The sequence below is a fragment of the Cyanobium sp. WAJ14-Wanaka genome, assembly GCF_024345375.1.
In the GTDB taxonomy this organism is placed as follows: Bacteria; Cyanobacteriota; Cyanobacteriia; order PCC-6307; family Cyanobiaceae; genus Cyanobium_A.
In genome coordinates this window covers 710,727-737,512 of record NZ_JAGQAZ010000001.1, presented here as the reverse complement: position 1 = coordinate 737,512, position 26,786 = coordinate 710,727, and the positions used below count along the sequence as shown (strand labels likewise).

At 63.1% G+C, this 26,786-nt stretch carries 28 protein-coding genes; 15 read left to right on the top strand and 13 right to left on the bottom strand.

The features are described from left to right. Positions 1 to 90 precede the first annotated feature (90 nt). From pyrH to KBY49_RS04070, 3 genes are read left to right on the top strand one after another with little or no spacing between them, the layout of a single operon-like run. Positions 91 to 801 (top strand): UMP kinase, encoded by a 711-nt coding sequence (gene pyrH / locus KBY49_RS04080; protein WP_254933469.1) that lies wholly within the window; start codon positions 91 to 93, stop codon positions 799 to 801. A gap of 44 nt (positions 802 to 845) precedes the next feature. Beyond that, on the top strand, positions 846 to 1,385 hold the full coding sequence (frr, locus tag KBY49_RS04075) for a ribosome recycling factor (RefSeq protein ID WP_254933468.1): 540 nt from the start codon (positions 846 to 848) through the stop codon (positions 1,383 to 1,385). An 11-nt stretch (positions 1,386 to 1,396) separates the two neighbouring features. After that, positions 1,397 to 2,551 (top strand): NAD(P)/FAD-dependent oxidoreductase, encoded by a 1,155-nt coding sequence (locus tag KBY49_RS04070; protein ID WP_254933467.1) that lies wholly within the window; start codon positions 1,397 to 1,399, stop codon positions 2,549 to 2,551. A gap of 8 nt (positions 2,552 to 2,559) precedes the next feature. Here the strand turns inward: KBY49_RS04070 and KBY49_RS04065 are convergent, their stop codons facing one another. The 5 genes from KBY49_RS04065 to KBY49_RS04045 form a co-directional block, all read right to left on the bottom strand. Next, complete coding sequence (locus KBY49_RS04065; protein WP_254933466.1) at positions 2,560 to 2,946, bottom strand: Crp/Fnr family transcriptional regulator; 387 nt, start codon at positions 2,944 to 2,946, stop codon at positions 2,560 to 2,562. Beyond that, positions 2,943 to 4,118, bottom strand: a complete 1,176-nt coding sequence (locus KBY49_RS04060) for a transaldolase (protein WP_254934014.1) — start codon at positions 4,116 to 4,118, stop codon at positions 2,943 to 2,945. Before KBY49_RS04060 ends, KBY49_RS04065 begins: the two co-directional genes overlap by 4 nt. 29 nt (positions 4,119 to 4,147) lie before the next feature. Further along, the gene (locus KBY49_RS04055) at positions 4,148 to 5,956 is read right to left on the bottom strand and encodes a penicillin-binding protein 2 (RefSeq protein WP_254933465.1); all 1,809 of its coding nucleotides are present in this window, start codon (positions 5,954 to 5,956) and stop codon (positions 4,148 to 4,150) included. A gap of 23 nt (positions 5,957 to 5,979) precedes the next feature. Continuing rightward, positions 5,980 to 6,480 (bottom strand): hypothetical protein, encoded by a 501-nt coding sequence (locus KBY49_RS04050; protein WP_254933464.1) that lies wholly within the window; start codon positions 6,478 to 6,480, stop codon positions 5,980 to 5,982. A 65-nt stretch (positions 6,481 to 6,545) separates the two neighbouring features. Further along, positions 6,546 to 7,958, bottom strand: a complete 1,413-nt coding sequence (locus KBY49_RS04045) for a CPBP family intramembrane glutamic endopeptidase (RefSeq protein WP_254933463.1) — start codon at positions 7,956 to 7,958, stop codon at positions 6,546 to 6,548. 77 nt (positions 7,959 to 8,035) lie between these two features. Here KBY49_RS04045 and KBY49_RS04040 point away from each other — a divergent pair, with 77 nt between their 5' ends. Both KBY49_RS04040 and KBY49_RS04035 read left to right on the top strand, forming a co-directional pair. Then, positions 8,036 to 9,379 (top strand): histidine phosphatase family protein, encoded by a 1,344-nt coding sequence (locus KBY49_RS04040; protein WP_254933462.1) that lies wholly within the window; start codon positions 8,036 to 8,038, stop codon positions 9,377 to 9,379. A 3-nt stretch (positions 9,380 to 9,382) separates the two neighbouring features. Further along, entirely contained in the window at positions 9,383 to 10,678 is a 1,296-nt protein-coding gene (locus KBY49_RS04035; RefSeq protein WP_254933461.1) for a dihydroorotase, read from the top strand. Here the strand turns inward: KBY49_RS04035 and lepB are convergent. Continuing rightward, positions 10,635 to 11,318 carry a signal peptidase I gene (gene lepB / locus KBY49_RS04030; protein ID WP_254933460.1) on the bottom strand — a complete coding sequence of 228 codons (684 nt, stop codon included), beginning with the start codon at positions 11,316 to 11,318 and terminating at the stop codon, positions 10,635 to 10,637. The genes KBY49_RS04035 and lepB overlap by 44 nt on opposite strands. A gap of 62 nt (positions 11,319 to 11,380) precedes the next feature. On the opposite strand from lepB, the gene KBY49_RS04025 reads away from it, so the two are divergent. Beyond that, on the top strand, positions 11,381 to 12,934 hold the full coding sequence (locus KBY49_RS04025) for a hypothetical protein (RefSeq protein ID WP_254933459.1): 1,554 nt from the start codon (positions 11,381 to 11,383) through the stop codon (positions 12,932 to 12,934). Here the strand turns inward: KBY49_RS04025 and KBY49_RS04020 are convergent. Together KBY49_RS04020 and KBY49_RS04015 are read right to left on the bottom strand one after the other, a co-directional pair. Further along, positions 12,903 to 13,244 (bottom strand): Spx/MgsR family RNA polymerase-binding regulatory protein, encoded by a 342-nt coding sequence (locus tag KBY49_RS04020; protein ID WP_254933458.1) that lies wholly within the window; start codon positions 13,242 to 13,244, stop codon positions 12,903 to 12,905. The two genes, KBY49_RS04025 and KBY49_RS04020, sit on opposite strands and share 32 nt — an antisense overlap. 8 nt (positions 13,245 to 13,252) lie before the next feature. Further along, on the bottom strand, positions 13,253 to 13,612 hold the full coding sequence (locus tag KBY49_RS04015; protein WP_254933457.1) for a 2Fe-2S iron-sulfur cluster-binding protein: 360 nt from the start codon (positions 13,610 to 13,612) through the stop codon (positions 13,253 to 13,255). Between the two features lie 81 nt (positions 13,613 to 13,693). Here KBY49_RS04015 and KBY49_RS04010 point away from each other — a divergent pair, with 81 nt between their 5' ends. Further along, positions 13,694 to 14,362 carry a class I SAM-dependent methyltransferase gene (locus KBY49_RS04010; protein ID WP_254933456.1) on the top strand — a complete coding sequence of 223 codons (669 nt, stop codon included), beginning with the start codon at positions 13,694 to 13,696 and terminating at the stop codon, positions 14,360 to 14,362. On the opposite strand, the gene KBY49_RS04005 is transcribed toward KBY49_RS04010, so the two are convergent. Together KBY49_RS04005 and KBY49_RS04000 are read right to left on the bottom strand one after the other, a co-directional pair. Further along, the gene (locus tag KBY49_RS04005; protein WP_254933455.1) at positions 14,345 to 14,614 is read right to left on the bottom strand and encodes a hypothetical protein; all 270 of its coding nucleotides are present in this window, start codon (positions 14,612 to 14,614) and stop codon (positions 14,345 to 14,347) included. The two genes, KBY49_RS04010 and KBY49_RS04005, sit on opposite strands and share 18 nt — an antisense overlap. A 223-nt stretch (positions 14,615 to 14,837) precedes the next feature. Next, the gene (locus tag KBY49_RS04000) at positions 14,838 to 15,218 is read right to left on the bottom strand and encodes a resolvase (RefSeq protein WP_254934013.1); all 381 of its coding nucleotides are present in this window, start codon (positions 15,216 to 15,218) and stop codon (positions 14,838 to 14,840) included. A gap of 173 nt (positions 15,219 to 15,391) precedes the next feature. On the opposite strand from KBY49_RS04000, the gene KBY49_RS03995 reads away from it, so the two are divergent. From KBY49_RS03995 to KBY49_RS03980, 4 genes are all read left to right on the top strand, one after another. Next, positions 15,392 to 17,197, top strand: a complete 1,806-nt coding sequence (locus tag KBY49_RS03995; protein WP_254933454.1) for a proline--tRNA ligase — start codon at positions 15,392 to 15,394, stop codon at positions 17,195 to 17,197. A 35-nt stretch (positions 17,198 to 17,232) separates the two neighbouring features. Then, positions 17,233 to 17,667, top strand: coding sequence for a photosystem II protein Psb27 (gene psb27 / locus KBY49_RS03990; RefSeq protein ID WP_254933453.1), 435 nt, complete (start codon positions 17,233 to 17,235; stop codon positions 17,665 to 17,667). Positions 17,668 to 17,747: 80 nt separating this feature from the next. Continuing rightward, positions 17,748 to 19,061: an adenylosuccinate synthase gene (locus tag KBY49_RS03985; RefSeq protein WP_254933452.1), complete on the top strand. Its 1,314-nt coding sequence runs from the start codon at positions 17,748 to 17,750 to the stop codon at positions 19,059 to 19,061. Positions 19,062 to 19,067: 6 nt separating this feature from the next. Further along, complete coding sequence (locus tag KBY49_RS03980; RefSeq protein WP_254933451.1) at positions 19,068 to 20,060, top strand: adenosine kinase; 993 nt, start codon at positions 19,068 to 19,070, stop codon at positions 20,058 to 20,060. Here KBY49_RS03980 and KBY49_RS03975 read toward each other — a convergent pair. Continuing rightward, entirely contained in the window at positions 20,011 to 20,895 is an 885-nt protein-coding gene (locus tag KBY49_RS03975) for a precorrin-6A/cobalt-precorrin-6A reductase (RefSeq protein WP_254933450.1), read from the bottom strand. The two genes, KBY49_RS03980 and KBY49_RS03975, sit on opposite strands and share 50 nt — an antisense overlap. A gap of 13 nt (positions 20,896 to 20,908) precedes the next feature. Here KBY49_RS03975 and KBY49_RS03970 point away from each other — a divergent pair, with 13 nt between their 5' ends. Then, on the top strand, positions 20,909 to 21,439 hold the full coding sequence (locus KBY49_RS03970) for a single-stranded DNA-binding protein (RefSeq protein ID WP_254933449.1): 531 nt from the start codon (positions 20,909 to 20,911) through the stop codon (positions 21,437 to 21,439). Positions 21,440 to 21,466: 27 nt separating this feature from the next. Here KBY49_RS03970 and KBY49_RS03965 read toward each other — a convergent pair whose 3' ends face one another. Then, positions 21,467 to 21,673 (bottom strand): hypothetical protein, encoded by a 207-nt coding sequence (locus KBY49_RS03965; protein WP_254934012.1) that lies wholly within the window; start codon positions 21,671 to 21,673, stop codon positions 21,467 to 21,469. 22 nt (positions 21,674 to 21,695) lie between these two features. Here KBY49_RS03965 and KBY49_RS03960 point away from each other — a divergent pair, with 22 nt between their 5' ends. The 3 genes from KBY49_RS03960 to KBY49_RS03950 are packed head-to-tail and all read left to right on the top strand — an operon-like array spanning position 21,696 to position 24,316. Then, the gene (locus tag KBY49_RS03960; protein WP_254933448.1) at positions 21,696 to 22,250 is read left to right on the top strand and encodes a DUF2854 domain-containing protein; all 555 of its coding nucleotides are present in this window, start codon (positions 21,696 to 21,698) and stop codon (positions 22,248 to 22,250) included. Between the two features lie 14 nt (positions 22,251 to 22,264). Continuing rightward, on the top strand, positions 22,265 to 23,164 hold the full coding sequence (argB, locus tag KBY49_RS03955) for an acetylglutamate kinase (protein WP_254933447.1): 900 nt from the start codon (positions 22,265 to 22,267) through the stop codon (positions 23,162 to 23,164). Between the two features lie 18 nt (positions 23,165 to 23,182). Then, a complete protein-coding gene (locus KBY49_RS03950; RefSeq protein ID WP_254933446.1) occupies positions 23,183 to 24,316 on the top strand; it encodes a DUF3153 domain-containing protein in 1,134 nt (377 codons plus the stop codon). 29 nt (positions 24,317 to 24,345) lie between these two features. On the opposite strand, the gene priA is transcribed toward KBY49_RS03950, so the two are convergent. Then, positions 24,346 to 26,610: a primosomal protein N' gene (priA, locus tag KBY49_RS03945; RefSeq protein ID WP_254933445.1), complete on the bottom strand. Its 2,265-nt coding sequence runs from the start codon at positions 26,608 to 26,610 to the stop codon at positions 24,346 to 24,348. Positions 26,611 to 26,786 lie beyond the last annotated feature (176 nt).

The following is a 26,786-nucleotide window of genomic DNA, read 5'->3' as shown; positions in this document are numbered from 1 at the left end:
GACCCAGGTTCCATTCCGCTCACCAGCGGGAACTGGCCTGGGTGGCAAGGGGCAAGGCTGTTGCTACGGTCAGGAAAATCAACGGTGTAGATGGCCTACAAGCGCGTGCTCCTCAAACTCAGCGGCGAAGCGCTGATGGGTGAGCAGGGCTATGGCATTGATCCCGCCATCGTGCAATCCATTGCCACCGATGTGGCCGCAGTGGTGGCCAGTGGTACGGAACTGGCGATTGTGGTTGGTGGCGGCAATATCTTCCGCGGTTTGAAGGGCTCTGCCGCCGGCATGGACCGGGCCACCGCCGATTACGTGGGCATGCTGGCCACGGTGATGAACGCAATCACGCTCCAGGATGGGCTCGAACGGGCCGGCGTTCCCACCCGGGTCCAAAGCGCCATTTCCATGCAGGAGGTGGCCGAGCCCTACATCCGCCGCAAGGCGATTCGCCACCTGGAAAAGGGGCGGGTGGTGATCTTTGGTGCAGGCTGCGGTAATCCCTTTTTCACCACCGACACCACCGCCGCCCTGAGGGCCGCCGAAATTGGCGCCGATGTGGTCTTTAAGGCCACCAAGGTGGATGGGGTCTACAACAAGGATCCCAACAAATACCCAGATGCCGTGCGCTACGAGAGCCTTTCCTTCCTGGAGGTGCTCAGCAGCGAGCTCGAGGTGATGGACGGCACGGCCATTGCCCTCTGCAAGGACAACTCCATCCCCATTGTGGTGTTTGATCTATTTGGGCCCGGCAATATCGGCCGGGCCGTGGCTGGAGAGCCAATTGGCACCAGGATCCAGCCGGCCTAATCGCTGGCCCCGCCCCTTCTCGCTTTAACCACCTTTTGGAAGCCATGGATTTGGAAGCCAGCATGCGTAAGTCGTTGGAATCCACCCAACGCACCTTCAACACGATTCGCACGGGCCGGGCCAATCCTTCCCTGCTCGACAAGATCACGATCGAGTACTACGGCGCCGAATCTTCCCTGAAATCCCTGGCCACGGTTTCCACGCCCGATTCCCAGACAATTCAGATCCAGCCTTTTGATGGCTCTTCGATGGGGCTAATCGAGAAGGCGATCGCCATGAGTGACCTGGGCCTCACCCCCAACAACGACGGCAAGGTGATCCGGATCAACATCCCACCCCTCACCGAGGAGCGCCGCAAGGATTTTTGCAAGATCGCCGCCAAATACGCAGAGGAGGGCAAGGTGGCCCTGCGCAACGTGCGCCGTGATGGCATTGACCGGATCAAAAAGCAGGAAAAGGAGGGCGAGCTGTCTGAGGATCAAAGCCGCGATGAACAGGAAAAGGTGCAGAAACTCACCGATAAGTTCATTGTTGAACTGGAGAAGCTGCTGGCTGCCAAGGAAGCCGACATCCTCAAGGTTTGACGCTGACTGGCTTGAAGGCTTTTTTTGATGGGATTGTGGTGGGGGCAGGCGCCGCTGGTGGTGCCGCCGCCTATCACCTGGCAGCCAAGGGCTGGAAGGTGCTGGTGCTCGATGCCGCCCAATTTCCCCGCCCCAAGCCCTGTGGCGGGGGCATGGCTGCCTCGGTGCAACGCCTTTTCCCCTTTGACCTCAGGCCGGCGGTGGATTCGGTCATCGATGAGGTGCGTTTCAGCTGGTGTCTCGCCGATCCCGTCAGTGCGCCCTTGGCGGGCGACTCCCCCTTTTGGATCGTGAGGCGCTCCCAACTGGATGCCACCTTGATGGAGCAGGCCCAGGCGGTTGGAGCCAGCTTTGAGCAGGGGGTCAGGGTCGTTTCCGCCAACCGGGAGGGGGAGCACTGGCAGGTGCAGGCCCTTAGCTCCGCTGGCGAGAGTCTTCGGTACCGCAGCCGCAGCCTGGTGGTGGCGGATGGATCGGAATCCAGCCTGGCGGCAGGTTTGGGTATTGGTCCAGCCAGTCCCCGTTATGCCTCCACCGTGTCAGTCCAGCTGGAGGGTGAGGTGGCCAGTCCCCAGGCGGTGTTGTTTGATTTTGGCCTGGTGCGCCATGGTTTTTGCTGGGCTTTCCCACGGCTTGGGGGCTACAGCATCGGAGTTGGCACCTTCATTGGTCGCCAGGAGGCCAACAGCGATGCGGTGCTCTCCCAACTCCTGCCCAGCCTGGGTTTTGCCGCGGATGCGGGCCAGCGCCAAGCGGTGTCTTTGCGGATCTGGAATGGCCACCATCCCCTCCATGGCAGTGGAGTTAACGCCGGAGCCGTTGCTGTTGGCGATGCGGCCTCCCTCTGCGATCCCTTCCTGGCGGAGGGACTCCGTCCGGCGCTTTTGAGCGGCTGCCTGGCGGCCCAGGCCCTGGATCGCTGGCTGGCGGGCGAGCAGGGAGCCCTTGGCGAATACACCGCCAGGGTGCGGCGGGAATGGGGTGAGTCGATGGCCTGGGGAAAGCGCATCGCCCAGGTGTTTTATCGGGTGCCGGGTGTTGGATACCAGCTGGGTATCAAGCGGCCCACCGCCCCCCAACGGATTGCCCAAATTCTCTCGGGTGAGATGGGCTACGGCGACATCGCCCAACGGGTGATCAAGCGCCTGTTGTTCCAACGCAACTGAGCTGGTGCTCAGCCAGCCGTAGGTCGGGTGTAGTCCTTGAGGGCCCGCAGCCGTTGGTCAATCGAGCCCAACAGTTCGAGGGCAAACATCGGTGCCTCCTGAACTGCGAATAGGAACTTTTCCCGATTCATCCTCAGGATCCTGCAGGCGGTCAGGGCCTTTGCACTGCCATAACGGCGATGGTCACTGGTGACTAGGGCACCAGCGCCGAAAACGTCACCAGCTTGTATTTGCTCAAGACCCTGCTCCCCATTCCAGCTGAGCTCGATTGAGCCCTCCAGCAGGCCAAACATGCAATCCCCGGCCTCTCCTGAATTAAAAATCACCTCGCCCGGTTCAACGGTCATCACCTCGCCCTTGCTTGCCAGGGCACGCATGGTGTCGAGGGCGTTCATGGACGGCCTGCCAGGGCTAGGGCAGAGCCGAAGCCACCCCGAACATCGGCGGGCAGAAGACGGCCGTCATGGTCGGTGTCGAGGGCATCGAATACCGCATCACTGCCCAGCCATTCTTCCCGGCTAATGCAGCCATCGCCATCTAGGTCGTTGAGCAGGAAGATTTCCTGCACAGCGTGGTCAAAGGCAGCGCCCCCCTCCAGTTCGGCCAGGCGGTGGGCCAACTGGGCCACAAGGGTCACGATCGCCTTGGTGAAGCCGGTGATGCCCTCTTCTAGCTTTTCAGTGGCCATCTGATCTTTGGCCATCATTTCGCGGAATCCGCTCTCGTCGAGGTGGATTTGTGGTTCGGTGGGGCCCGGGTCGAAGGCGTTCAGCTTGCGCTCCAATTCACCGGTATTGGCCTGCAATTTATCGAGCAGGGTGGGGGAAATTGTGAGCAGATCGCAGCCGGCCAGTTCGATGATTTCATCGGTATTGCGGAAGCTGGCCCCCATTACCTCGGTTTTGTAGCCGTAGGTTTTGAAGTAGTTGAAGATCTTGCTTACTGAGAGCACGCCGGGATCCTCTGGACCCGGATAGCTATCTCGGCCGGTGCTCTTCTTGTACCAGTCGAGGATGCGGCCAACAAACGGTGAGATCAGGGTTGTACCGGCCTCGGCGCAGGCGACGGCTTGGGCAAAGCCAAACAGCAGGGTGAGGTTGCAGTGGATTCCCTCCTGCTCAAGTTTTTCGGCGGCCTTAATCCCCTCCCAGGTGGAGGCAATTTTGATCAACACCCGGTCGGTGCCAATGCCAGCCATCCGATACAGGCCGATTAATTTGCGGGCCTTGGCAATGGTGCCGGCCGTATCGAAGCTGAGCCGGGCATCCACCTCCGTGGAAACCCGGCCGGGCACGATTTTGAGAATTTCGAGGCCAAAGGTGACGCAGATTTCATCGAGGGCCTCATGCACCACTTCCTCCGCGGAGGCACCGGTGCCCATCACGGCCCGGCTCTCCCGCAGGGAGCGGTCAATCAGCTCCTGGTAACGGGGGATCTGGGCCGCCGCCAGGATTAGCGAGGGGTTAGTGGTGGCATCCCGCGGGGTGAACTGCTTGATCGCGTCAATGTCTCCGGTGTCGGCCACGACCACGGTCATGGCGGCAAGTTGATCAAGCAGGTTGGCCACTGAAGGGGAGATCGGCACTCTGGCCAACGCTAGCCAGACCGTTTGGCCGTGCCTACGGCTGCTGTGGGAACCGCCACAGAAGGGGGGATGTTTTGCAGGACCAGTAGGGCTTCGATGATTTGCTTGGCCACCGGCACGGCCACCGTGGAGCCATAGGCGTTGCCCCCCTGGGGCTCATCGACCACCACCAGCACCACGTAGCGGGGATCGTCGATCGGCAGGTGGGCCACAAAACTGCAAATCCGGGCCCCTGCGATGTAGACCCCCCGCTCCGCCTTTTGGGCGGTGCCGGTTTTCCCGCCGATGCGGTAGCCAGGAATCTTGACCCCCTTGCCACTTCCTTTCTCAACCACCGATTCCATCCAGCGCATCACCGTTTGGGTGACCCCCACATCCAGCAGGGGAATGCCGCTGGAGGGGGCGCTGGTGGCTAGGGAGTCGCCGGAGCGCAGGCCGCGGGTGATGTGGGGGCTGACGAGTCTGCCGCCATTGGCCAGCATGGCGTGGAGCTGGAGCAGCTTCAGGGGAGTGAGCGAAAATCCCTGGCCAAAGGAGGCCACGGCCGATTCGATCGGCTGGCCCACAAAGTCGGTTTTCTTTTTCAGTTCCCCGGCCACGGCTCCCGGTAAATCCGTATCCGGACTGGCGTCAATGCCGAAATTGCGGAGCCACTGCCAGAAGCGATCGCGTTTGACATGCTTCATGGCCTGGACCATGCCCACGTTGCTCGAAACCTGGAGCACGGTGGGGAAATCGATCACACCGTTGCCCCGGCGGTCGTGGTTAAAAATCGGCCAACCGCCAATGGACAGTGAACCGTTGTCGGTCACCTTGCCGTTGGGGTCGATCGCCTTTTCCTGGAGGGCAAGAGCCAGGTTGATCGGCTTAAAGGTCGAGCCAGGCTCGTAGAGGTCCTGCACCGACCATTCCCGAAATAGCCCTGGTTTGAACTTCCAGAACTTGTTGGGGTCGTAGGTGGGGGTGGAGGCCAGGGCAAGGATTTCGCCGTTGCGCACATCCATCACCATGGCGGCCCCCCGCTTGGCGTGCCATTGCTTTACCTGTTTGACCAGGGCCTGTTGGGCCACCTGTTGCAGGCGGGCGTCAAGGGTTAGCTGCAGCTTTAGATCGTCGCCGTAGAGGGAGCCAGCCGCCAGTCCCTGGGGTAGGGGGGTGCCGTCTGCGCCCCGGAGCATGCGCACGGTGGTTTCGTGGCGCTTGAGATCACTGTTGCGGCTTTGCTCCAGGCCGGCCTGGGGGACCCGCTCCAGGTTTAGGAAGCCCACCACGTTGGCAAACAGGGGCCCCTGGGGATAGATCCGGTGCGGGTAGGCCTCCAGGTCCAGGCCACTGATCCCCAAGGCCTTGACCCGAGCAGCGGTCTCGGGATCGAGGTCGCTGGCCAGCTTCACGCCACTTTTACGGTTGCCAATGGCCTGCAGCAGGGTTGCCTTCGGTTGGGCGAGAACCGTGGCCAGTTTGCTGGCGACATCCGCCGCTGGGCGGATCGATTGGGGATCGTCGCCGGGGAAATTGAAATAGCGGGGATGGGCCCACAGGATGAACCGTTCCTCGTCTAGGGCGACCAGGCTGCCGTTGCGATCGACAATTGTGCGCCGCTCTCCGATCGGGGCGATCGAGGTGGTTTGGATGGATCGGGCCCTGGCCTGGAGTTTGCCCCCCTCCACCAGTTGCAGCCAGGCCAGCCTTATCCCCAGGCCGCAGAGGCTGGCGGAAAGCAAGATGAAAACCGCCACCAGCCGGGGGCTTGGCACCGGGTGAATGGTCAAGACGCGCCGTTTGCCAGATCGGGCGGCAGCTCGGTTGGATTGGGCCATAGACAGGGCGGAGCCCAAGGAAATCAGTAGCCAGGCGGAATGGGCGCCAGCTGAATCGCACTCAGGAGGGCGGTTGCTTGCTTTTTAGGGTCGCTTTGGGGGGCCTGGATATACACCAGGTTTTCACTGTTGGTGGGCACCAGCTGGCCCGGCCGTTTGACCACGCCCAGGTGGTGTTGTTCAAGTACGGCGGCGGATTCCTGCATTCGCTGCTCCAGGGACTGGGAGTTTTCCAGTTGTTGGTACTGGTGGCCCCATTGGTTTTGCCAGTGCAGGGTCAGGCCACTGAGGGCAAGCATGCAAATCCCCAGCCCGACCAGTGTGCCATCGGCAGCCCGGTGAAAGCCAGCTAGCCAGGGGCTCTGACGTTCAACCTTGCGGCTTGAAAGGGAGCCCTGGATCAGCTCCAGGGCCTTCGAGTTTTTCCTGGCCTGGGAACCAGTGCGCCGGGCTGGGCGGCTGCTTAACCAACTGGGGCCCGGGGCCTGGCTTGGTGCTTGTTGGGCTGAAAACGTGGCGACCAAGAGCTAGGCCATTAGCTGAGCAAGTGAACCACTTCAAGTCCCTTGCAGCAAGGGGCAGGTGGGCATTAACCAGCTAATAACAACAAATTGGCAAAGGTGAGCCCGTTCCAGAGGCCATGCATCAGCACGCTCGGGGCCAGCCTGCCGCTCTGCAGCCGCAACCAACCAAGGCCCAGGCCCAATACAAATAGGGCCGGCAGTTCGCCCAGGCTGAGGTGGGCCAGGCCAAAGGCCAGGGCGCTAACCAAAACCCCAATCCCACCTCCGTAGCGCTGGCCCACCACCGGCAGCAGCACCCCCCTGAAGAGGGTTTCCTCAAACAGGGGCGCCAGCACGGTGGCGGTGAAGGCAAACAGACCCAGGGCCAGGGGTTGATCGGCGTTGAGCACCAATTCCAGGAGGGGATTGCTGCCGCTATTAATGCCCCCCCACCGGTCCATCAACCAGCCCACGCCGCTGACCAGGGGCAGCACCATCAGCATTTGGCCCACTGCCCCCAGCCCCGCCGTGCGGAGGGGCCGCCAGCCCCATTGCAACCAGCCTCCCTCGGGGACCGGGCCCCGGTGGCGCAATTGGCCCCAGAGGATCAACAGGGGCGCACTCATCAGACCGCCGTACATCGCCAGCACGGTGATGGCCTGGACCAGGGCACTGGCCGGAGCCCCTGGATTGGCTGCACTCCCCAGGCCTGAACTGCCCAGGGCGGCTTGAATCAGGGGGGCCAGAAAAATGGGGGTCAGCAGTTCTCCGCAGACCACAAAGCCGCCCGCAATGAGCAGGGTGGCATCGAGCAGGTCGAGGGGAGGGCCCAGGAGGGCCGGGGCTTGCTGTTTCCCACCCCGCCAGCGCCTCCAGGCCTGCCTTACCAGCAGGCTCAGGCCCAGCAGAAGGAGCAGAACTGGAGCGGCGCTAATGCCCAGCAGCCTGACCAGGGCCCGCCTAGCCGATGCTGGTGTGGCAGCGCCTGGGCAAGGGGGCTCGCTGCCGAGCTGGGCGCAGACCAGCTGCCCTTGGAAGGGGCTCAGATTCCATGCCCAACGATCGCCACCGGTTCCCTTGCCCGCTAGTTGCTGCAGTAGGGGCCTCTGCTCCGGTGGCACCTGGCTTTGGAGATCGAGCAGTCGCTTTTGCCCCTGGCTTGTTTTGCCGGTTTGAATTTCCAGGAGGGCCAATTCGAGGGCCTGGGCAGCGGTTGGGGGTGTGGCCTCCGCCTCGATTTGTTGGGCGAGTTCCTGGCGCAAACTTTCCGCCGGCGTTGGGCCGCTCAAAAGGCCCTGGAAGGGCCCAGCCATGGCCGGGGCAGCTTCCACAGCCAATTCCAGCTGGCGCAGGCTGAGGGCATTACCCACCGATGGCCGCTGCAGGCTTTCGATCAGGCCGCTGACCCAGAGCAGGGCACTGAGCACCAGGCTGAGTAGGGCTAAGAGCCACTTCCACGCCGGTGTGGCCCGGGTTGGTTTGGGATGGCTAGCACTCAACCGCGGGGCTCCAGATCTGCTTTGGCCCGATTCTCCCAGGCCCTCCCATACGATGGCCCACCAGCTGCGCCAAGGCCGTGCCCCTTCGGATTGTGTTGGTCCGCCATGGGCTGAGCAGTTTCAACGTTGACCACCGCATCCAGGGCCGAGATGACCTGGCCAGCCTCACCGAAGTGGGGGAGGCCCAGGCCCAGGCCACTGGCCAGGCATTGGCCGATTTGGTTTTTGATGTCGCCTACAGCTCCCCCCTGCGCCGTGCTGCCAGCACCGCCGCCACCCTTTTGGCAGCCCAGGGCCAGGGGCTAGGGGCCAGCCTCCAGGACGGTCTGTTGGAAATCGATTTGGAGCCCTGGAGCGGCCTGGTCCGCAGCGAGCTGAAGGAGCGTTACCCGGATCAGGAACGCCAATGGCGGCATGCCCCAGAGGCCCTCGAGCTGCAACGCCGCGACGGCACTAGCTATTTGCCCCTGCCCGAGCTGATGGAGCAGGCCCTGGCCTTCAAGGCCTTTTTGCTCGAACGTCATCCCCAGGCCATCGATCCCATCAACCAGACCACGGTGCTGGTGGTGGGCCACAACGCCATCTTGCGCTGCCTGCTGTTGGCCCTTTTGGGTCTGCCAGTTCAGGGCTTTAGGCGTCTTCGCCTCGACAATGCCTCGATCTCGGTTTGCAATTTGGCCCCAGGCCCCGAGGGACATCTGGCCTGCCAGCTGGAATCCCTAAATGGTGTGGGCCATCTGGGCATGCCCCTGCCGCCAAAGGGGCCGGGCGCCCGCATGCTGCTGGTGCGCCACGGTGAAACCGACTGGAACCGGGAGGGTCGCTTCCAGGGCCAGATCGACATTCCGCTCAATGCCAATGGCCGGGCCCAGGCAGAGGCCGCCAGTGGCTTTTTGTCGCCTGTGGCCATTCAGCGGGCCTACAGCAGTTCGATGACCAGGCCAAGGCAAACGGCTGAGGCGATTCTTGCGGCCCATCCCGGGGTGCCCCTAACCACCGCTAAGGGTTTGGTGGAGATTGGCCATGGCCTCTGGGAGGGGCGCCTGGAGGCGGAAATTGCCGAGGGATGGCCGGATTTACTGGCCGATTGGAAACGGGCACCAGAAACCGTGCAGATGCCCGAAGGAGAAACCATCCACGATGTTTGGGCCCGCTCCCTGGCCACCTGGCACGGGATTGCGGCCAGCCTTGATCCCCATGAAACGGCCCTGGTGGTGGCCCACGATGCGGTCAATAAGGCGATTCTCTGCTCCCTACTGACCCTGGGCCCAGCTGATATCTGGGCAATTAAGCAGGGCAATGGTGGCGTGACAGTGGTCGACTACCCCACGGGCCCCGATGGGGTGCCGGTGGTGGCCGCGATGAATTTGACCAACCATCTTGGGGGGGTATTGGATCGCACTGCTGCCGGTGCCCTTTAAACCTTGAATCCTTCCGTTTGGCTGCGCCAGTTAGATCTCCTGCGCGGACCCGACCAGCCGACCATCAGCACCGATGCCCTATTGGATGGGGATGGGGCTCTGGTGGCTTGGGGTGAGGAGGCCGCTGGGCAGGCCCAGGCCCAGGGTTTGAGGGCCCATGACGCCCAGGGCTGGCTGCTAGCCCCTTCCTTGGTGGACCCCCACAGCGTGCTGGAGGACCCCTTTGGGGGCCGGGCCGAAAACTTGACCAGCCTGGAAAAGGCGGCTGCGGCCGGTGGTTTTGGCACCGTTGCCCTTTTGCCCTGGGGGCCGCACTGGCGGGATCGGCCGGAGCGGCTTGGCTTGAAACCAAGCGGGCCCATGCAGCTAAAGCTCTGGGGCAGTTTCAGCTGCGATGGCCTCGACCAAGACCTTGCTCCCCAGGCAGAGCAACTGGCCGCAGGGGCCGTCGGCTTGGCAGGGGCCGATGGGATGCCTCCTTTGGCATTGCTGGAGCGGGGCCTGACCCTGGGCGACATGGCTGCCTCACCACTGCTGGTGGCTCCCCGCCAGGCTGAACTGACCGCGGGCGGTTTTGTGCGGGAATCGGTGCAGGCCCTGCGCTCCGGCTGGCCCGGTGACCTGCGCATCAGTGAATCCCTTCCCCTGCAGAGCCTGCTGGCCTTGGTCTCGGCCCATCCCCAGCGCCGGCTGGTGCTGATGAATCTCTCCACTGCCGAGGGGGTGGCACTGCTGCGCCAGGCCAGGCCCCAGCAGAAAATCCCCGCCGCCTCTGTCTGTTGGTGGCACTTGGTCAGCGATAGCGGCAATTTGGATCTGGCCGCTGAGGGCTGGCGCGTGGTGCCCTCCCTGGGGGCCCCACCTGATCGCCAGGCCCTGCTGGATGCCCTCGCCGAGGGCTTGATCACTGCGGTGGCCGTGCACCATCTCCCCCTCGATGGCGAAGAGCACCTGCTGCCGATAGACCAGCGCCGCCCCGGGGTAGCCGGCCACGGTGCTCCCCATGGTCTGATCTTGCCCCTGCTTTGGCAGGAGCTGGTGGTGGGCCGTGACTGGAGTGCGGCCCAGCTCTGGCAGGTGCTCAGCTGGGGGGGCTCAGAGCTGCTTGGCCAGCAGCCCGAGCAGCTGACAGCCGGTTCAAAACGCTGGTTGCTGTTTGACCCCTGTGCTGATTGGGATTGGCAGCCCAGTCAGTCGCTTTCTCTGGCTGCCAATCAGCCCTTTGGGGGGTCCAGGCTGCGGGGATTAGTGCGGGCTAGCGGGCTGACGAGCCCTGCAGACTGGGCCCTTTCTGCGTGAGCTCCCCCAGGTGATTGAAGGGGTAGAAGCGCCAGAAGGCCCGGCCGATGATTTCCGATTTGGGCAGGAATGCTCCGCCTGGCCAGAACCTGCCATCCCAACTATTAGCCCGGTTGTCCCCCAGGGTTAATACGTGCCCTGGGGGCACAACTCCCTGGAGGGGCCTGCAGGGCCCGACACCCTGTTGATCTACGGGGCAGTAGTTCTTCACGTAGGGCTCCAGCAGCTTTTGGCCGTTGATCACCACATGCCCCGTGGGATCAACGCTGACCTGCTCACCGGGCAAGGCCACCACGCGCTTAATGAAGGCGTCGCAGGCCGGATTGGCCAGGCCGGGCAGATTGCCAATCCCCGGCAAATTCACCAGCAGGCAGCGAAGCGGGTTGCGATCGCTACCGCTGGCCAGCACCGGATCAAAATGGTACGGGGAATAGAAGACCACAATGTCGCCCCGCCTTGGCGGGTGGCTCAGGTAGCCCAATTTCTCCACCAGCAGGCGATCCTGGATTTGCAGGCCTGGCAACATCGAGCCGGAGGGGATGTAACGGGCCTCCACCAGAAATTGGCGAATCCCCAGGGCCACGGCCAGGGTGAGAACCACACTGCGCCAAAACTCCCCCGGATTGCTCTTCTCGCTCAAGTGCTGTCCCCAATCCGGAGACGGCAGATTAGTCACCGCAGCCCCCTGTTTCGCCCCACCTGATGGCCCTACCCCGCTGGCAAGAGCGCTATCCGATGCCAGTAGGTCGCTGGAGCCGCAGCTGGGACAGGTTTGTGGCGCTCTGGGCCGGCATAAACCTTTTATGTGTGGCCTTTGACATCAGCTATGTGCCAATACGAACCTTTTGGCTGCAGCGCAACCTCTACCCGATCCCATCGGTGCCCCTGGTGGTGCCCTTGGCGGCCATTCCCGACATCACACCCTGGGTCGATCCGATCAAGGGAATTGAGCCCCACAGGGAAACCCAGGCCTACCTGCGCCAGTTCAGGCAGCTGGATGCCGCCCTAAGGGTCCAGCCAGTAGGGGCCGCCCTTTCGCCAGCCCAGCTTTCCCTGCTGCAACGGCAGAGGCAGCTGACCCTGACCTTGATCGAAACCAACCCCTTTCTGGCTTCGGAGGGTTCGGGCACCCTTGAGAAGATCAAATCGCGGCTGCGCCAGCGGGTAAACACTGACTCCGCCAGGGATGCGGCCCGCACCCTGTTCAGTACGGCCTGGCTCCAGCAGCACGGCTGGCAAGGGGAGCGGCTTTTCTGGCAAGAACAAGTACTGCCGCTGGTTGCCACCAATTACTGGCGCTCCATTGATGGCAATGGCAGGCCCACGGACCATTTCTGGAGAATTGACCTACTGCTCTTCCAGAGCGTCTTTGCCCTCGACATCCTGCTGCGGGTAATTCGCCTGCGTCGCCGTTTGCCAGGGCTCAGCTGGCGAGATGCCCTGCTCCGGCGCTGGATTGATCTACCGCTGCTGCTGCCTTTCTGGCGTTGGCTGAGGCTTTTGCCCGTGGTGGAAAGGTTGCAGAGTTCTGGTCTGATCACCATCGAACCATTGCGGGCGGTGGTCAGTCGGGCGGTGGTGGCCCTTTTGGCCGTGGAGTTATTTGAGGTTCTCGCCCTGCAGCTCCTCGATGGCGCCCAGGGGGTTATTCGCTCCCGCCAATGGCCCCAGCGAATTCGCAGCCTCTGCAGCCACCAGAGCGTTTCGGGCAGCAAAGAGGAGAGGGAATTGGCGGCCCTGGTGCGCATTTGGGCGCCCCTGCTCTTGAGCCAGGTTTTGCCCCGGCTGGGGCCGGAGCTGCAGGGGGTTTTGGGCTATGCACTCAAGCAAAGTTTTGAAAACTCCGTAGTGCCCGCGCCCCTGCGGCCCCTCCAGCCCCTACTTGGGGTGGAAACGGGCCTGGGCCAGCAGTTGGCATCAGGGATGGTGGAAAGCCTGTTGGATCTCTCGAAGAAAACCGGCCAACAGCTCTCCCGCCGCGACCAGCAGCAGTTGGACCTACTGCAAAGGGTCCTAGATCGTTTTTGGGAAGAACTTGCCGTGGCCCTGGAGCAGGGCGAAGGGCTGGCCCGCTCCCAGGAGCTGCTTTGCGTGCTGATTGACGGGCTAAAGGGCACCTACCTGAGCCAAATCAGCCGTTCCAGCATCGAGACCTTGATCCGGGAGCTTGATGCCCTCACCACGGCTGCTGCCAGTGCCGACTTCCCTGCCAGTGCAGCTAGCCCTAAAGCAGCTCCTGCCACTCCTCAGCCTTGAAGCCCGTTACCACCCTCGGGCCATCGATCACCAGGAAGGGGCGCTTGATCAATTTGCCATCGGCGGCGAGGGCTGCCAATGCCTGGTCGTCGTCCATGGCGTTGACCACGGCCGAGCCCAGGGCCCGATAGCTCAGGCCACTGGTGTTGAACAGCCGTTTGCGGCCCAATTGCTCGAGGGCCAGGGCTAATTCCCCAGGGCTGGGTGGAATGGTGGTGATGTCTATGGGCTCAGGGCTGTAGCCCCGCTCTTTGAGCCATGCAATCGCCTTGCGACAGGTGCTGCAGGATGAGTAGCTATAGAGCTTCACCGGCAGGCCTATCTGCCGATTAGGGCCTTGAGGGCACCCATCAGGCTGTTGGAGCCAGAACCAACCGCATTGCTGGGTCGGGTGCGCACGGTCACGTCGCCGTTGACGCTGGTGCGGCAGCTGAGGCGGTAGTTGGCGGGGCGATCAGCCAGGTACACCTCCTCGACGTCGCTGCGGGGGGAAAGGTTTTTGGCGCCCTCGATCACCTCAACTACGCAGGTGCCGCATTGGCCCAGGCCTCCGCAGTTGTTGACGTTGTTTAGGCCCTTGTAGGGGTTGATTCCCGCATCCAGGGCTGCCTTGCGCAGATTGGCACCCTCAATGCATCCGACCTGCTGGCCTTCCTGTTCAAAACGGATGGTGGGCACGGTCGGGAAATCGAAAGGGCGCCGCCAAACTTAATCCACGCCGGACGCCCTGCGTAGCATCAGCTTCCCTGCCGTCTCAGAGTGGCTGCTCCCCTGGGCTACGACCTCACCGTCCAGCAGTTGATTCCCGGCTACGCCAGCCTGGCTCGCCTGGCCGTGGCCCTGCTGGCAGCCTCCCAGCGCGCTTCCCTGCCGGGGGCTTCGGTGTTGGTGGCTGGCTGCGGCACCGGTGCGGAGTTGGTCGAGGCCCGTTCGCAGCGCCCCGATTGGCAGCTAAGGGCGATTGATCCTTCCGCCGAGATGTTGGCTGAGGCCCAGCAGCGGCTTGGGCCAGCCTCGGAGGGGATCAACTGGCAGCAAACCACCGTTGAGGGGCTGGAGGCCCAAAGTTGTTTTGCAGGGGCTCTTTCGGTCTTGGTTTTGCAATCCCTGCCCGACGACGGCACCAAATTGGCCTTCCTTACAGCCCTGGCCCGCAGCCTTGAACCTGGGGGCCAACTGGTGCTGGTTGATCTGATGGCCCCAGACCGTTCTCCCCTCCAGGCCCAGGTGGAAGCGGCCTGGCTCGGCTTCCAAAGGGCAAGCGGCCTGACGGCCGATACCGAGGAGCTGGAGGCCCTCACCCATGGTCTGCACCCGATCGGCAGGGCCCGCTTGACAGCCCTGGTCAATGCCGCTGGTTTCGGGGACCCGGCCAGGATTTTCCAGGCCCTTGGCTACGAAGGCTTCCTGCTACAGCGGCTGGGTTAATCCGGCGCCACCCTCGGCTGGGCCACCTCCCGCGGGGCTATTGGGTCGGGTTGATACCACCGCAAAGATGGGTACCACTACGGTTGCTACGGCGATGACCATGCCAAGCAGGTATGGCAGGGCTTGGGGGCCCGTACTGAAGGGGTCTTCTGCGGCCTCACCTTGGTGCTCCTGGGCAATCGCGCCAGTTTCAGCAAGGGCTGGGGAAGTTGATGAAGTTCGGGTTTCAGAAACTCGGGGAACGGGATCCATAGAAGTGTGGTGGGCCAAATACGGCGAACCACTGTTGAAGGCGAAGGGGGCAATTTGGCTGGAGTTTCAAGGCTGAAACCCAGATGAATCGATTTGATCTAAATCAGATCTAAATTCGATTCTGGCCACCCATCATAGCTTTAGAAACCCAAATCAAGCGGATGCGGGTCAAAGCCAGCTAATAAAAAGTCTCGAGAAGATGGATTCTGGGTTTTTCAGCCCCTTACCCAACTGATTGGTTGACCTCAAGCTGGGAGCGGATTGCCTTGAGCTCCTCCAGAATTGATCCCAGCAGCTGCTGGGTTGCGGTTGAAGGTGAGTTGAGTACCTCAACCGTGACTTCCTTAATGCGCAACACATCCCGGGCGAAGCGGGCCACCTCATGGGGGTGGAAGAGCAGGGGATCTTTTTGATCGGTGCGGTACTCAGGGTTGAGTTTGCGCGGGTTAAAGGGAGGGTTGAGGTTGCGGGGATCCGTATTTGTGTAGCGATAAACCGAGGCACGGGAGCGGTTGATTGCTTTCTGAACCTCATCGATCCCGATCAGGGCATCTCCGCCCTCCTGGGCTATCGCCGCTGCTAGTTCCCCGGGGTTTAGCTCCAGGCTGTTGGCCGCTTGCCCCAGGCTGGCCGCCGCATGGATCTGGCCAGGATGGGGAAGCACGAGACGGGCCTTGGACTGCTGGAAATGAATCGGGAACCTAGCAGAGGTATCCCTGTGATGCTGCTCACTGCAGGACAGTGATAAGTTCCGCAACTACCTGATTTGCAAGACCCATGCGCGTCTCCCGCCTGATGCTGGTGACGTTGCGCGATGACCCGGCCGAGGCGGAGATTCCCTCCCACAAGTTGCTGCTCCGGGCTGGCTACATCCGCCGGGTGGCCTCCGGGGTCTACGCCTATTTACCCCTGCTTTGGAGGGTGCTGCGCAAGGTATCCGAAATCGTGCGCCAGGAAATGGATCGCACCGGAGCATTGGAAACCCTGCTGCCCCAGCTCCAGCCGGCCGAACTCTGGGAACGCAGTGGCCGCTGGGCGGGCTACACCGCCGGAGAAGGGATCATGTTTCACCTTCAGGACCGCCAGGGTCGGGAATTGGGCCTGGGTCCCACCCATGAGGAGGTAATTACGGCCCTGGCAGCTGATTTGCTGCGCTCCTACCGGCAACTACCGGTAAGCCTCTATCAAATCCAGAGCAAGTTTCGCGATGAAATCAGACCCCGCTTTGGCCTGATGCGGAGCAGGGAATTCATCATGAAAGATGCCTACTCCTTCCACGCCGATGAGCCATCCCTCAAGGAGGGCTACGCAGCCATGGATGGTGCCTATCGGCGCATTTTTGAGCGCTGTGGCCTGCGGGCGGTCGCCGTTGAGGCCGACAGTGGGGCCATAGGGGGCTCGGCCAGCCAGGAATTCATGGTCACGGCCGATGCCGGCGAGGATCTGATTCTGTCCAGTCCTGATGGGCGCTATGCCGCCAACCAGGAACGGGCGGTCTCCCTGGCACCCCAGGCCGTGGCCCTGCCCGCTGGAGCATCTGCTTCCCTGGCCACCCCCGGTCAGACCAGCATCGATCAGCTGGTTTCTGGCCATGGCTTTGATCCCACCCAGATCTTGAAGGTGTTGCTGCTGTTGGCCCGTTTCGCCCAGGCGCCAGCCCAGCCGGTTTTGGTCAGCCTGCGGGGTGATCAACAGCTCAACGAGGTGAAGCTGGCCAATGCGATCAGGGCGCGGGTGCCTGCGGAATTTGGAGCCCTGCTGGAGCTTGCCCCCCTAACGGCAGAGCAGGTGGCAAAGCAGGGTTTGCCGCCCCTGCCCTTTGGCTACATGGGCCCCCATCTCGAAGACGCTGCCTTTGCCGCCGCCAAGGATTGGCAACCCCGGCTGCTGCGCCTGGCCGACAGCACCGCAGGGGAGCTGGAGCGCTTTGTCTGCGGAGCCAACGAGCTGGATACGCACCTGGTTGGGGCCAGTTGGGGCGAATTGGTGGCCAGGCCCGAGCAGGTGGATTTGCGTGCTGCCCAGGACGGAGATGGGTGCTGCCACGACCCGGCTCAGCAACTGGTTAGTTCCAGGGGAATTGAGGTGGGCCACATTTTCCAACTGGGCCGGAAATACTCAGAGGCCCTCGGGGCCAACTTCACCACTGAGGGGGGCCAGCAGGAGCCGCTCTGGATGGGTTGTTACGGCATCGGGGTGTCCCGTCTAGCCCAGGCCGCCGTGGAACAGCACCACGATGCCAATGGCATTTGTTGGCCCGTGTCCATTGCCCCTTTCGAAGTCGTGGTGGTGCCAGCCAATGCCGCGGAGCCAGAACAGAGTGCCCTGGCCGAGCAGATCTATGACGAGTTGCTGCAGGCAGGCGTGGATGGCCTGCTGGATGACAGAACGGAGCGGGCGGGGGTGAAATTCAAGGACGCCGATCTGATCGGCATTCCCTGGCGAGTGGTGGTGGGCCGCGGCGCCGCAGAGGGGCTGGTGGAGCTGGTCGAACGGGCGACGGGTGCCAAAACTGACCTGGCGGCTTCCCAGTTGTTGCAAACCCTGCTGCCCCAATTGGAGCGCCAGCGCCAGGGGCTCTAGCGCCACCTACGATCCGAATACACGTCATTAAATCCATGGGTTCCCTTTTCCCTGCCTGGTGCCAGCGGTGGATGGGGGCCCTGAGGAGTTCGCTCCTGGCCGTGGTGCTCTGCAGTTGCCTATTCCTGAGCGCCTGCTCCGGCGCCTCAACCGGTTTGAGTGGCAACTACTTGGATGACACGGTTGCCGTTGCCGATGTGTTGCTCTCCACCATCGCCCTGGGCGCCGACGACCCTGGCCGTCCTGAGGCTGAAACCCAGGCCCGCAGCCTTATCAACAACTACGTGGCCCGCTATCGCCCCAGGAGTTCGGTGAACGGTTTGGCCTCCTTCACCACCATGCAGACCGCCATGAATTCCCTGGCTGGTCACTACACCAACTATCCCAATCGCCCCTTGCCGGATGCCCTGCGGGAGCGTCTTACCAAGGAGTTGAACAAGGCTGAGGTCAATGTGGCGAGGGGCGCCTAGGCCCCAGGTTTTGACGAAGGGGCGTTTGATCTGAGAAGCTCACCGATTGTGCTTTGAAGCGGCTTCGGGCCGCTGTTTCCTTGGCCAACGTTGTCGTCATCGGTGCGCAGTGGGGTGACGAGGGCAAGGGGAAGATCACAGATCTGCTCAGCCGCTCCGCCGACGTGGTGGTGCGTTACCAGGGCGGGGTCAATGCCGGCCACACGATCGTGGTCGACGACAAGGTGCTCAAGCTGCACCTGATCCCCTCGGGCATCCTTTACCCAGAAACCATTTGCCTGATCGGTTCCGGCACCGTCGTGGATCCGAAGGTGATGCTCGGTGAGCTCGACATGCTCAGCGACTACGGCATCGACATTGGTGGCCTGAAATTGGCCAGCACGGCCCACGTGACCATGCCGTACCACCGCCTGCTCGACCAGGCGATGGAGCTACGCCGGGGTGATCGACGCATTGGCACCACGGGCCGGGGCATTGGCCCCACCTATGCGGACAAGGCCGAGCGCAACGGCATTCGCATCCTCGACATCCTTGATGAGGCCAAGTTGCGGGAACGGCTGGCTGGCCCCCTAGCTGACAAGAATGAAATTCTCCAGAAGCTCTACGGGCTGGAGCCCCTGGATTTTGAGGCCGTGGTGGCCGAGTACGTCAGCTACGGCCAGCGCCTGGCGCCCCACGTGGTCGACTGCACCCGGGCGATTCACCAGGCGGCCCGGGATCGCAAGAACATCCTGTTTGAGGGGGCCCAGGGCACCCTGCTGGATCTCGACCACGGCACCTATCCATATGTCACCTCCTCCAATCCGGTGAGTGGTGGAGCCTGTATCGGCGCCGGGGTGGGCCCCACCCTGATTGACCGGGTAATAGGGGTCGCCAAGGCCTACACCACCAGGGTCGGCGAAGGTCCTTTCCCCACCGAGCTGGAGGGCAGCCTTAATGATCACCTCTGCGATCGCGGCGGGGAATACGGCACCACCACCGGCCGCCGGCGGCGCTGCGGCTGGTTTGACGGTGTGATCGGTCGTTACGCGGTGGAGGTCAATGGCCTTGATTGCCTGGCCATTACCAAGCTGGATGTGCTCGACGAGCTCGATCAGATCCAGGTGTGCGTGGCCTATGAACTAGATGGCCAGCGGATTGATTACTTCCCCAGCAGCTCTGAGGATTTCTCCCGCTGCAAGCCCATTTTTGAAACCCTGCCCGGCTGGCAGTGCTCCACTGCCGATTGCCGCAAGCTCGAGGAGCTACCCCCCACGGCGATGTCTTATCTGCGCTTCCTTGCAGATCTGATGGAGGTGCCGATTGCGATTGTCTCGCTGGGCGCCAACCGCGACCAGACCATCGTGGTGGAGGATCCGATCCATGGCCCCAAGCGGGCCCTGTTGAGCCTTTAAAACCCCATGACCACCAAAAGCTTCGATGTCGTAGGCATCGGCAACGCCATTGTGGATGTGTTGGTGCAGGCCGACGACGCCTTCCTCGACAACCACAACCTCACCAAGGGCACCATGGCCCTGGTGGATGAGGGCCAGGCCGAGCGCCTCTATGCCAGTGCGGGCCCGGGCCTGGAAACCTCCGGCGGATCGGCCGCCAACACCCTGGCGGGCATTGCCCAGCTGGGCGGTCGGGCTGGCTTTATTGGCAGGGTGCGCGACGACCAACTCGGGGCGATCTTTGCCCATGACATTCGGGCCGTTGGCGCCCGCTACGAGACCCCTGCCGCCAGCAGTGGGGCCTCCACCGCCCGCTGCCTGATCCTGGTGACCCCAGACGCCCAACGCACGATGTGTACCTATCTGGGCGCCTCGGTGGGCCTGGATCCGGCCGATCTCGACCTGGAGATGGTGGCCCAGGCCCAGGTGCTCTACCTGGAGGGTTACCTATGGGACAGCGATGAGGCCAAGCAGGCCTTCATTGCCGCTGCCGATGTGGCCCGCTCCCATGGCGGCAAGGTGGCCTTGAGCCTTTCGGATGCCTTTTGCGTAGAGCGCCATCGCGAGAGTTTCCAGGCACTGGTAGATGGCCATGTGGATGTGCTGTTCGCCAATGAAATGGAGATCACAGCCCTATATAAATCCAATTCCTTTGAGGAGGCGCTCGAGCAGGTGCGGGGCCGCTGTGCCATTGCAGCTTTGACCCGCAGCGAGCAGGGATCGACCGTGCTCAGTGGCGACCAGACCTTCACCATCCCCCCCTACAGCCTGGGTCCCCTGGTTGACACCACAGGGGCCGGTGACCTCTATGCCGCCGGCTTTCTGTTTGGGCTCACCAGGGGTGAGGACCTGGAGCGATGCGGTCAGCTGGGCTCCCTCTGCGCCGGTGCGGTGGTGACCCAACTGGGTCCTAGGCCCCAGTGCTCCCTGCCGGATTTGCTGGCCCAGCATCTGGGCTGAACAGTCCCTTAATGCCGGCCAGCCTCGCAAGCAGCTCAGCTTCCAAAAGGCATTCCACCCCAGGCGGTTCTGGGGGCCGCTGCAGCAGCAGCAGCTTCACCCCGAGGCCTGCGCAGGCCGCCCGCCAACTGGCCTCCGTTATCCCCCCCGACTGGCGGGCCACGACCACCGTGATCCCCCACTGGCGCAGCAGGGCCGCCTCGATCGAGTCTTCCCAGCGGGCCGTGGGTTCGGCTGGCCGCAGGCAGGCCAACTGGCCCTCCCCTAGCCCCGAGGCCATGGCCTGCTGCAGGGCCGTTGGCGTGGGCAAGATCCGGGCATGGTGCACTGCACCCTTGCTAAGGCCAATCGCCTTGGCGAGCTGGCGCGCCCCAATCGCCCATAGCAACCGTTCCCCATGCCAGGGGTAATCGGCCAGGGCCTCCAGATTGGCTTGCAGCTGGATCTGCCCTGGCCCTTCCAGGCTTGGCCTCAATAGCCGCAGCAGGGGCTGCTGGCGGGCCATGCAGGCCTTGGCCAAATCTGCGCTGATCTGGCGGGCAAAGGGGTGGCTGGCGTCGACCACTGCGGCAAAGGAATTGCCCCTTGCTTGGGCCTGCTCGAGCATCTGGCCAATCGCCCCATCGCCGCCGAGGGCCCCAATCCTGATGTCCAGGTTGGGATGGGCTACGTAGGGCAATGCCGCCGATCCGCTGACCAGGCTGAGCTGCACCTGCCAGCCCTCAGCCAGCAGCTGCTTGGCCAACGGGGGCCCCTCACCGGTGCCCGCCAGCAGCCAAATCCTTGGTTTCCCCTGGTGCATTTCAGCTCGGTGCATCAGGATGGGCAACTCCAATGGCTCCTGGGGTGTGAATCACTGTTTGCTCGAGGTTGATGTCCTGGAAGCACCCCAGGTGCGCTACACCCAAGACAACCAGACCCCCGTGGCCGAGATGGCTGTCCAGTTGGATGGCTTGCGCCCCGACGATCCCCCGGGCCAGTTGAAGGTGGTGGGTTGGGGCAATCTGGCGCAGGACCTGCAAAACCGGGTGCAGGTCGGTCAGAGGCTCGTGCTGGAGGGGAGGCTGCGCATGAACACCGTGACCCGCCAGGACGGGGTAAAGGAAAAGAAGGCCGAATTCACCCTGGCCCGCATCCATTCGATTGGCGCCGCCAGCCCTGTGGGTTCCGGCGGCAATGCCCCAGTTGCCAGCTCGACCCCACCCCCCCAGCGCAGGGTTGTCGGCAATGCCCCGGCGCCCATGCCCGCCATCACGCCGGTGGCTTCTGCCTCTTCTTCTTCCCAAGCGGCGTCCCCAGCTGCTTCAGCCCCAGAGGCCCCGGCCTGGAATAGCTCACCGCTGGTGCCGGATCTGGGCGATGACGACATTCCGTTTTGACTCGGCCCCTTGCTGCCTAGAAGCCCCCTACTTGGCTTCCATGGTTTGGTGCACTTGGTCGAGCAGCTGGCCCAATTCCCTCTCGAGGGCCGCTAGGTCGAGGCGCCATTCGCCATAGTTGCCGGCATCGATTTGGCGTAGCAGCCAAAGCCGATCTGCCCTGAGCTGCTCCAGCAACTCCTGGGTGCCCACAACGGTTGACTCCGCCCCTGGGCTCTCCAGCTCGCTCGCCATTGGAATAACCGACAATTGCCATATGCAAGCACTTTTTTCGCCCGGCAGCCTGATCACCCTCGCGGGCGCCCTGCTGACGGTGATCGGTTCAATCGCTTACCTCACTGACAGTCCGAATCTCAGCTTGCCCACCATTTTTTATGGGGTGCCGATCTTCATTGGTGGGCTTGCCCTCAAATCCTCCGAACTGCCCCCCGCCAAGCGCCTAAGCCCCCCAGCCCAGTTCAAGGCCCTGCGCGAACTCCCCGAGAGTGAGCCCCTGCGCAAGCTGCTGGTGGATGTGGTGCGTTGGCGCTATGGCCAGAAGGCCCACCTGGAAAGTTCCTTGGAGGTGCTCAAGCTCTGGGATGAGGACGTCCCCCCCCAACTACTCAGCATTGAGGAGTTGGATTGCCAGGGCCACTACGGCCTGCGTATGCACTTCCAATGCGGGGCGGTGCCCCTGGAGAAATGGCATGCCCAGCAGGATCGGCTCGGTCGCTTCTTCGGGGCAGATCTTGTGGCTGAAGTTCAACCAAGAGGCCAAGCTGAGTTCATCCTGAGCCTTCTCCCTCAGGCTGGAGTTCCAGTTCCTTGACCCCTAGCGATTCTTTGGCTTCAAGCGATTCGTTGGTCACCAGCGACGACACCCTGCGCGTCGCCGTGCTCAGCGAGGCCCTGCCCTACATCCAGCACTTCGCTGGACGGAGGGTGGTGGTGAAGTACGGGGGGGCGGCGATGGCCACCGCCAACCTGCGGGACGCGGTCTATCGGGATCTGGTGTTGCTGGCCTCAGTCGGGGTGCAACCGGTGGTTGTGCACGGCGGCGGGCCAGAGATCAATGATTGGCTCGGGCGCTTAAACATCACCCCGGAGTTTCGCAATGGCCTGCGGGTAACCACGCCAGAAACCATGGATGTGGTCGAGATGGTGCTGGTGGGCAGGGTCAATAAACACATCGTCAACGGTCTCAATACCGTGGGCGGCAGGGCCGTAGGGTTTTGCGGTAGCGACGGCGGCCTGGTCACGGCCCGGCCCTATGGAGATGGTTCCAATGGTTTGGTGGGGGAGGTGGCTTCCGTCAATCCCGCCGTGCTCCAGCCCCTGTTGGCGGCGGGCTACATCCCAGTGATCTCAAGCGTGGCTGCCGATCTCGCCGGCCAGGCCCACAACATCAATGCCGATACTGTCGCTGGCGAGTTGGCGGCAGCCCTGCAGGCGGAGAAGTTGATCCTGCTTACCGACACGCCCGGAATCCTGCGGGATCGTGAATCGCCGGAATCCCTGCTGCGGCAGCTCACCTTGGCCGAAGCCCGGGAATTGATTGCCGCTGGGGTGGTGAATGGGGGGATGACCCCCAAAACCGAATGCTGCATCCGCGCCCTGGCCCAAGGGGTCTCGGCGGCCCACATCATTGATGGCCGCGTACCCCACGCCCTTTTGCTGGAGATATTCACAAAAACGGGAATTGGCACGATGGTCGTTGGCAGTCAGCGTGCCCTGCTCCACTGAGTTGGCTCCGGCAGCGTGATGGAGGAGCTCGCCCAGGAAGATCCTTTTCTGCCGGCCCGATCGGCCCTGGAGCGCGGTGATTACGGCCTGGTGCTGCGCAGCCTCGAGCCCCTCGTAGCAACTTTTCCGGCGGCAACGCCCCTGGGGGCCGAGTTGCAGTTGTTGATGGCCACGGCCTGGATGGGCCAGGGCAACAGCGTGCGGGCCATGGCCTGCTGCCGCCAGGTAAAGCGCTGCTCCGATGCCAACCTGCGGGCCCAGGCCAGTGACTTGCTTTGCGTACTGGAGGCCCCAGCCCTAGAGCGTCCCAGGGAGTGGTCCATCTCCCTGCCTTCCCTTGGTGAGGCCGAGCCGATTGCCGGGCGGATGCAGCAATGGGCCAGCAGCCGTCGGCGCAAAAAAAGTGACGACCCACCGCCTCCGCCGGTGGGCCCGACCAAGGCACCCCTGGGATTTGTGCTGGTGACCGCTGTTTTACTGCTTTTGACACTCCTGCTGGGGGGGTGCATGGAGGTGCATACCCAGGTCCATTTCCAGGGGCCAGGCCGGCTCCAGATTGGATACCAGCTCCAGACCAGCCGCAGCCCCATACCCCCCTGGCAGCGCCAGTTCAGCCAGGCCCTGCGCCGCGCTGGCCTGCACTACAGCGCCCCGGAGCGATCTTCCGGTGGCGCCGATGACCAGAACCAATTTCTGTTGGGCCCAGTACAGCCAGCGGCTGAGGCCCTGCAGTTGTTGAGAGCCAATTTGGCTAGCGCAGCCCAACTGGCGGGAATCCAGCTGCCAAAACCTGATCTTTCACTGAAGGAGCGCAATTGGCTGGTGGGGGTTCGCCAAACACTGCTGCTGGAAATTGACCTGCGCCAGGTGCAGGAGATTGCCGGGGTCCAACTGAGCATCGACCTTGATCCGGCCCGTCCCCGCTCCATCAGGCGGGCAGAGCCCCAGGCTGCCCAGCGCCTGGCGGGTAGGCGGCCTGGCCTGGCCTGGCAGTTGAGTTTTGGGGCCCTGAATCGATTGGAGCTCCAATCCTGGCGCTGGAGCCCCGTGGGCTTGGGTGGGCTTGCAATTGGCCTCGGCCTGCTGCTGGTGCTCACCCTGCAGAGGCTGAAGGTACTGATGGGTTTTGGCTTGCCCGAGCTGCCCGCCTAGCCATTTCGTTTCTGCCAAAGCCCTTTGATCTAGAGCGTGATTGGATCGGGGTCGATGGCCAGGCCAATGCCCGCGGGCAATCCCTGGCGCAGCTCCGCTTCCGAGGGTAGGGGCAAGATCGAATCGGCAGGTCCATGGAGCAGCAGCTGCCAGCGGCTCTTGCCTGCCACCTTCGCCACCGGGGCCGGTGCTGGCCCGATTAGCAACCAGCCGGCCCTTTCCACCGATGCTCGAATTTGTTCAGCCAAGCTGGTGGCGGCGGTGGCCGTGCCGCTGGCGGTCGGCCCATGGATCCGCAATAGGCAGGCCCGGCTAAAGGGCATCAGGCCCGCCTGGCGTCGCAGGTTAATTTCCTCGGCGAGGAAGGCTTCGTAGCGGCCATCCACCAGGTGGTTGATCACTGGATGGTCGGGGCTGTAGGTCTGTACCAGCACCTCCCCGGGTTGCTCGCCCCTGCCGGCCCTGCCGGCCAGTTGCAGCAGTAATTGCAGGCACTGCTCCGAGGAGCGCAGATCGGGCCGGTGCAGCAGGCCATCTGCCGCCAGGACCGCCGCCAGGGTCACCCGGGGCAGGTCCATGCCCTTCGCCAACATCTGGGTGCCCACCAGCACATCCGCTTCTCCGTCGGCAAAGCGGTCCAGAAGGCGCCTGTGGCCATCACGGCCACGGGTGGTATCTCGATCGAAGCGCAGCACCCGGAGATCCGCCAGCTCGCTGGTGAGTTGCTCCATTACCCGCTGGGTGCCGGCGCCAAAGGGCTTGAAGGCCGTAGATCCGCAGTGGAGGCAGCGGGAGCTGACCTCGGCGCGGTGGTCGCACCAATGACATCGCAACCATTCCTGGCCCGTGCCCCGGCGGTGCACGGTCAGGGCTACATCGCAGTGGGGGCACATCACCGCCTCACCGCAACTGCGGCAGCTCATGAAGGCCCGATAGCCCCGCCGGGGCACCAACACCACCGCCTGTTCCCCCTTGCTCTGCAGGGTCTCGAGCCTCCCCATCAGGGCCCTGCTCAACAGGCGCCGGTGGCCCTCCACCAATTCCTGCCGCATGTCGATAATCCGCACCGCGGGCAGGGGGCGGGAGCCGATCCGCTCCGGCAGGCGCAGCAATTTGGAGGTGGGATTTGGCCCCTGGCAGCTCAGCCAGCTTTCCAGGGATGGGGTGGCGCTACCCATCACCAGGGTGGCCCCCTCCTGGCGGCAGCGCAGCTGGGCCACATCCCTGGCGTGGTAACAGGGCATCGGGCTTTCCTGCTTGTAGGAGCTGTCGTGCTCCTCATCGAGCACGATCAGGCCAATGCTCAGCAGGGGCAAAAAAATCGCCGACCTGGTGCCCACCACCACCAGGGGCCCCTCGTGTAGGCAGCGGCGCCAGGCGGCCACCCTCGCCCCGTCTGCCATGCCGCTATGGAATTCGACCACCCGCGGGCCAAAGCGCTCGCGGCTGCGATCCAGCAGTTGGGGGATTAGGCCGATTTCCGGGGTGAGTAACAGGACGCTTTTAGCCTCCGCCAGGGCCCTGGCCGCGGCCTGCAGATACACCTCGGTTTTGCCGGCGCCCGTCACCCCCCAGAGCAGAAATTGTTGACTGCCAGCAGAGATCGATTCGGCTATCTGCGTAGTTGCGCTCTGTTGGGCTGGGGTAAGGGCCCTGGCGCCCGCGGGGGTCCCTAAAAACTCGGCTGATCCCTGAGCTCCCAAGCCAATGCCGCAGCCCAGGGGCTCCCTTTTCACCAGCCCCCGCCGCTCGAGGCCCGTGAGCACAGATCGACTCCAGCCACCGCTGCAGAGCTCTGCCAGGGGAACTGGCCCCGGGCAGAGGCCGAGATGGTCGAGCAGTTCCTGTTGTTTAGCGGTCAGTTTGGAGCCGGCTTCGCCTGGAGCTTGAGCTGCGTCTGGAGTTGGAGCCAGTGAGACCTGCCAGCGCGGCCTGGGGTTTGGTTCTGCCGCCTGGCGTCTCTGGCCAAGCCAGCCAGGGGGAAGGGCGGTTTTTAGGGTTTTGAAGTGGCTGGTATGGCAGGTGCTGGCCACGGCTGCCATCAGTTTTTGCCAGTTCGCATCGATGGCTGCCCGTTGAACAATCCCCTCAATCGGTTGAATTGTTTTGCCGGCCAGCTCCGCTGGACATTGGCCGAGAACCTCGACCACCAGGCCGACATGGCGCTTCCCCTGGAGCCGTACCCGCACCAGATCTCCTATCCCCGCAGTGGATTCGCCCCCTGGATCGAGATAGGTGAAGACCTGGCCCTCACGACCCGCTTCTAACCAGATTTGAAGCCAGGGGCTTGGCAAGCTTGCAAAGGTGTCTAGCCATTCTTAAGATAATTAGGTTGGGCAGTCCAAAGGCTGCCGTCGGAACCCTGCAGAGTTCCTTCCAGTGGGAAGACCTGAAGAGAGAGCCCGGGAGCATGCCTCCCAATTTTTGGCCTCCCGGTCTGCGAAAACCCCTGACAGCCCTGCCCAGGCTT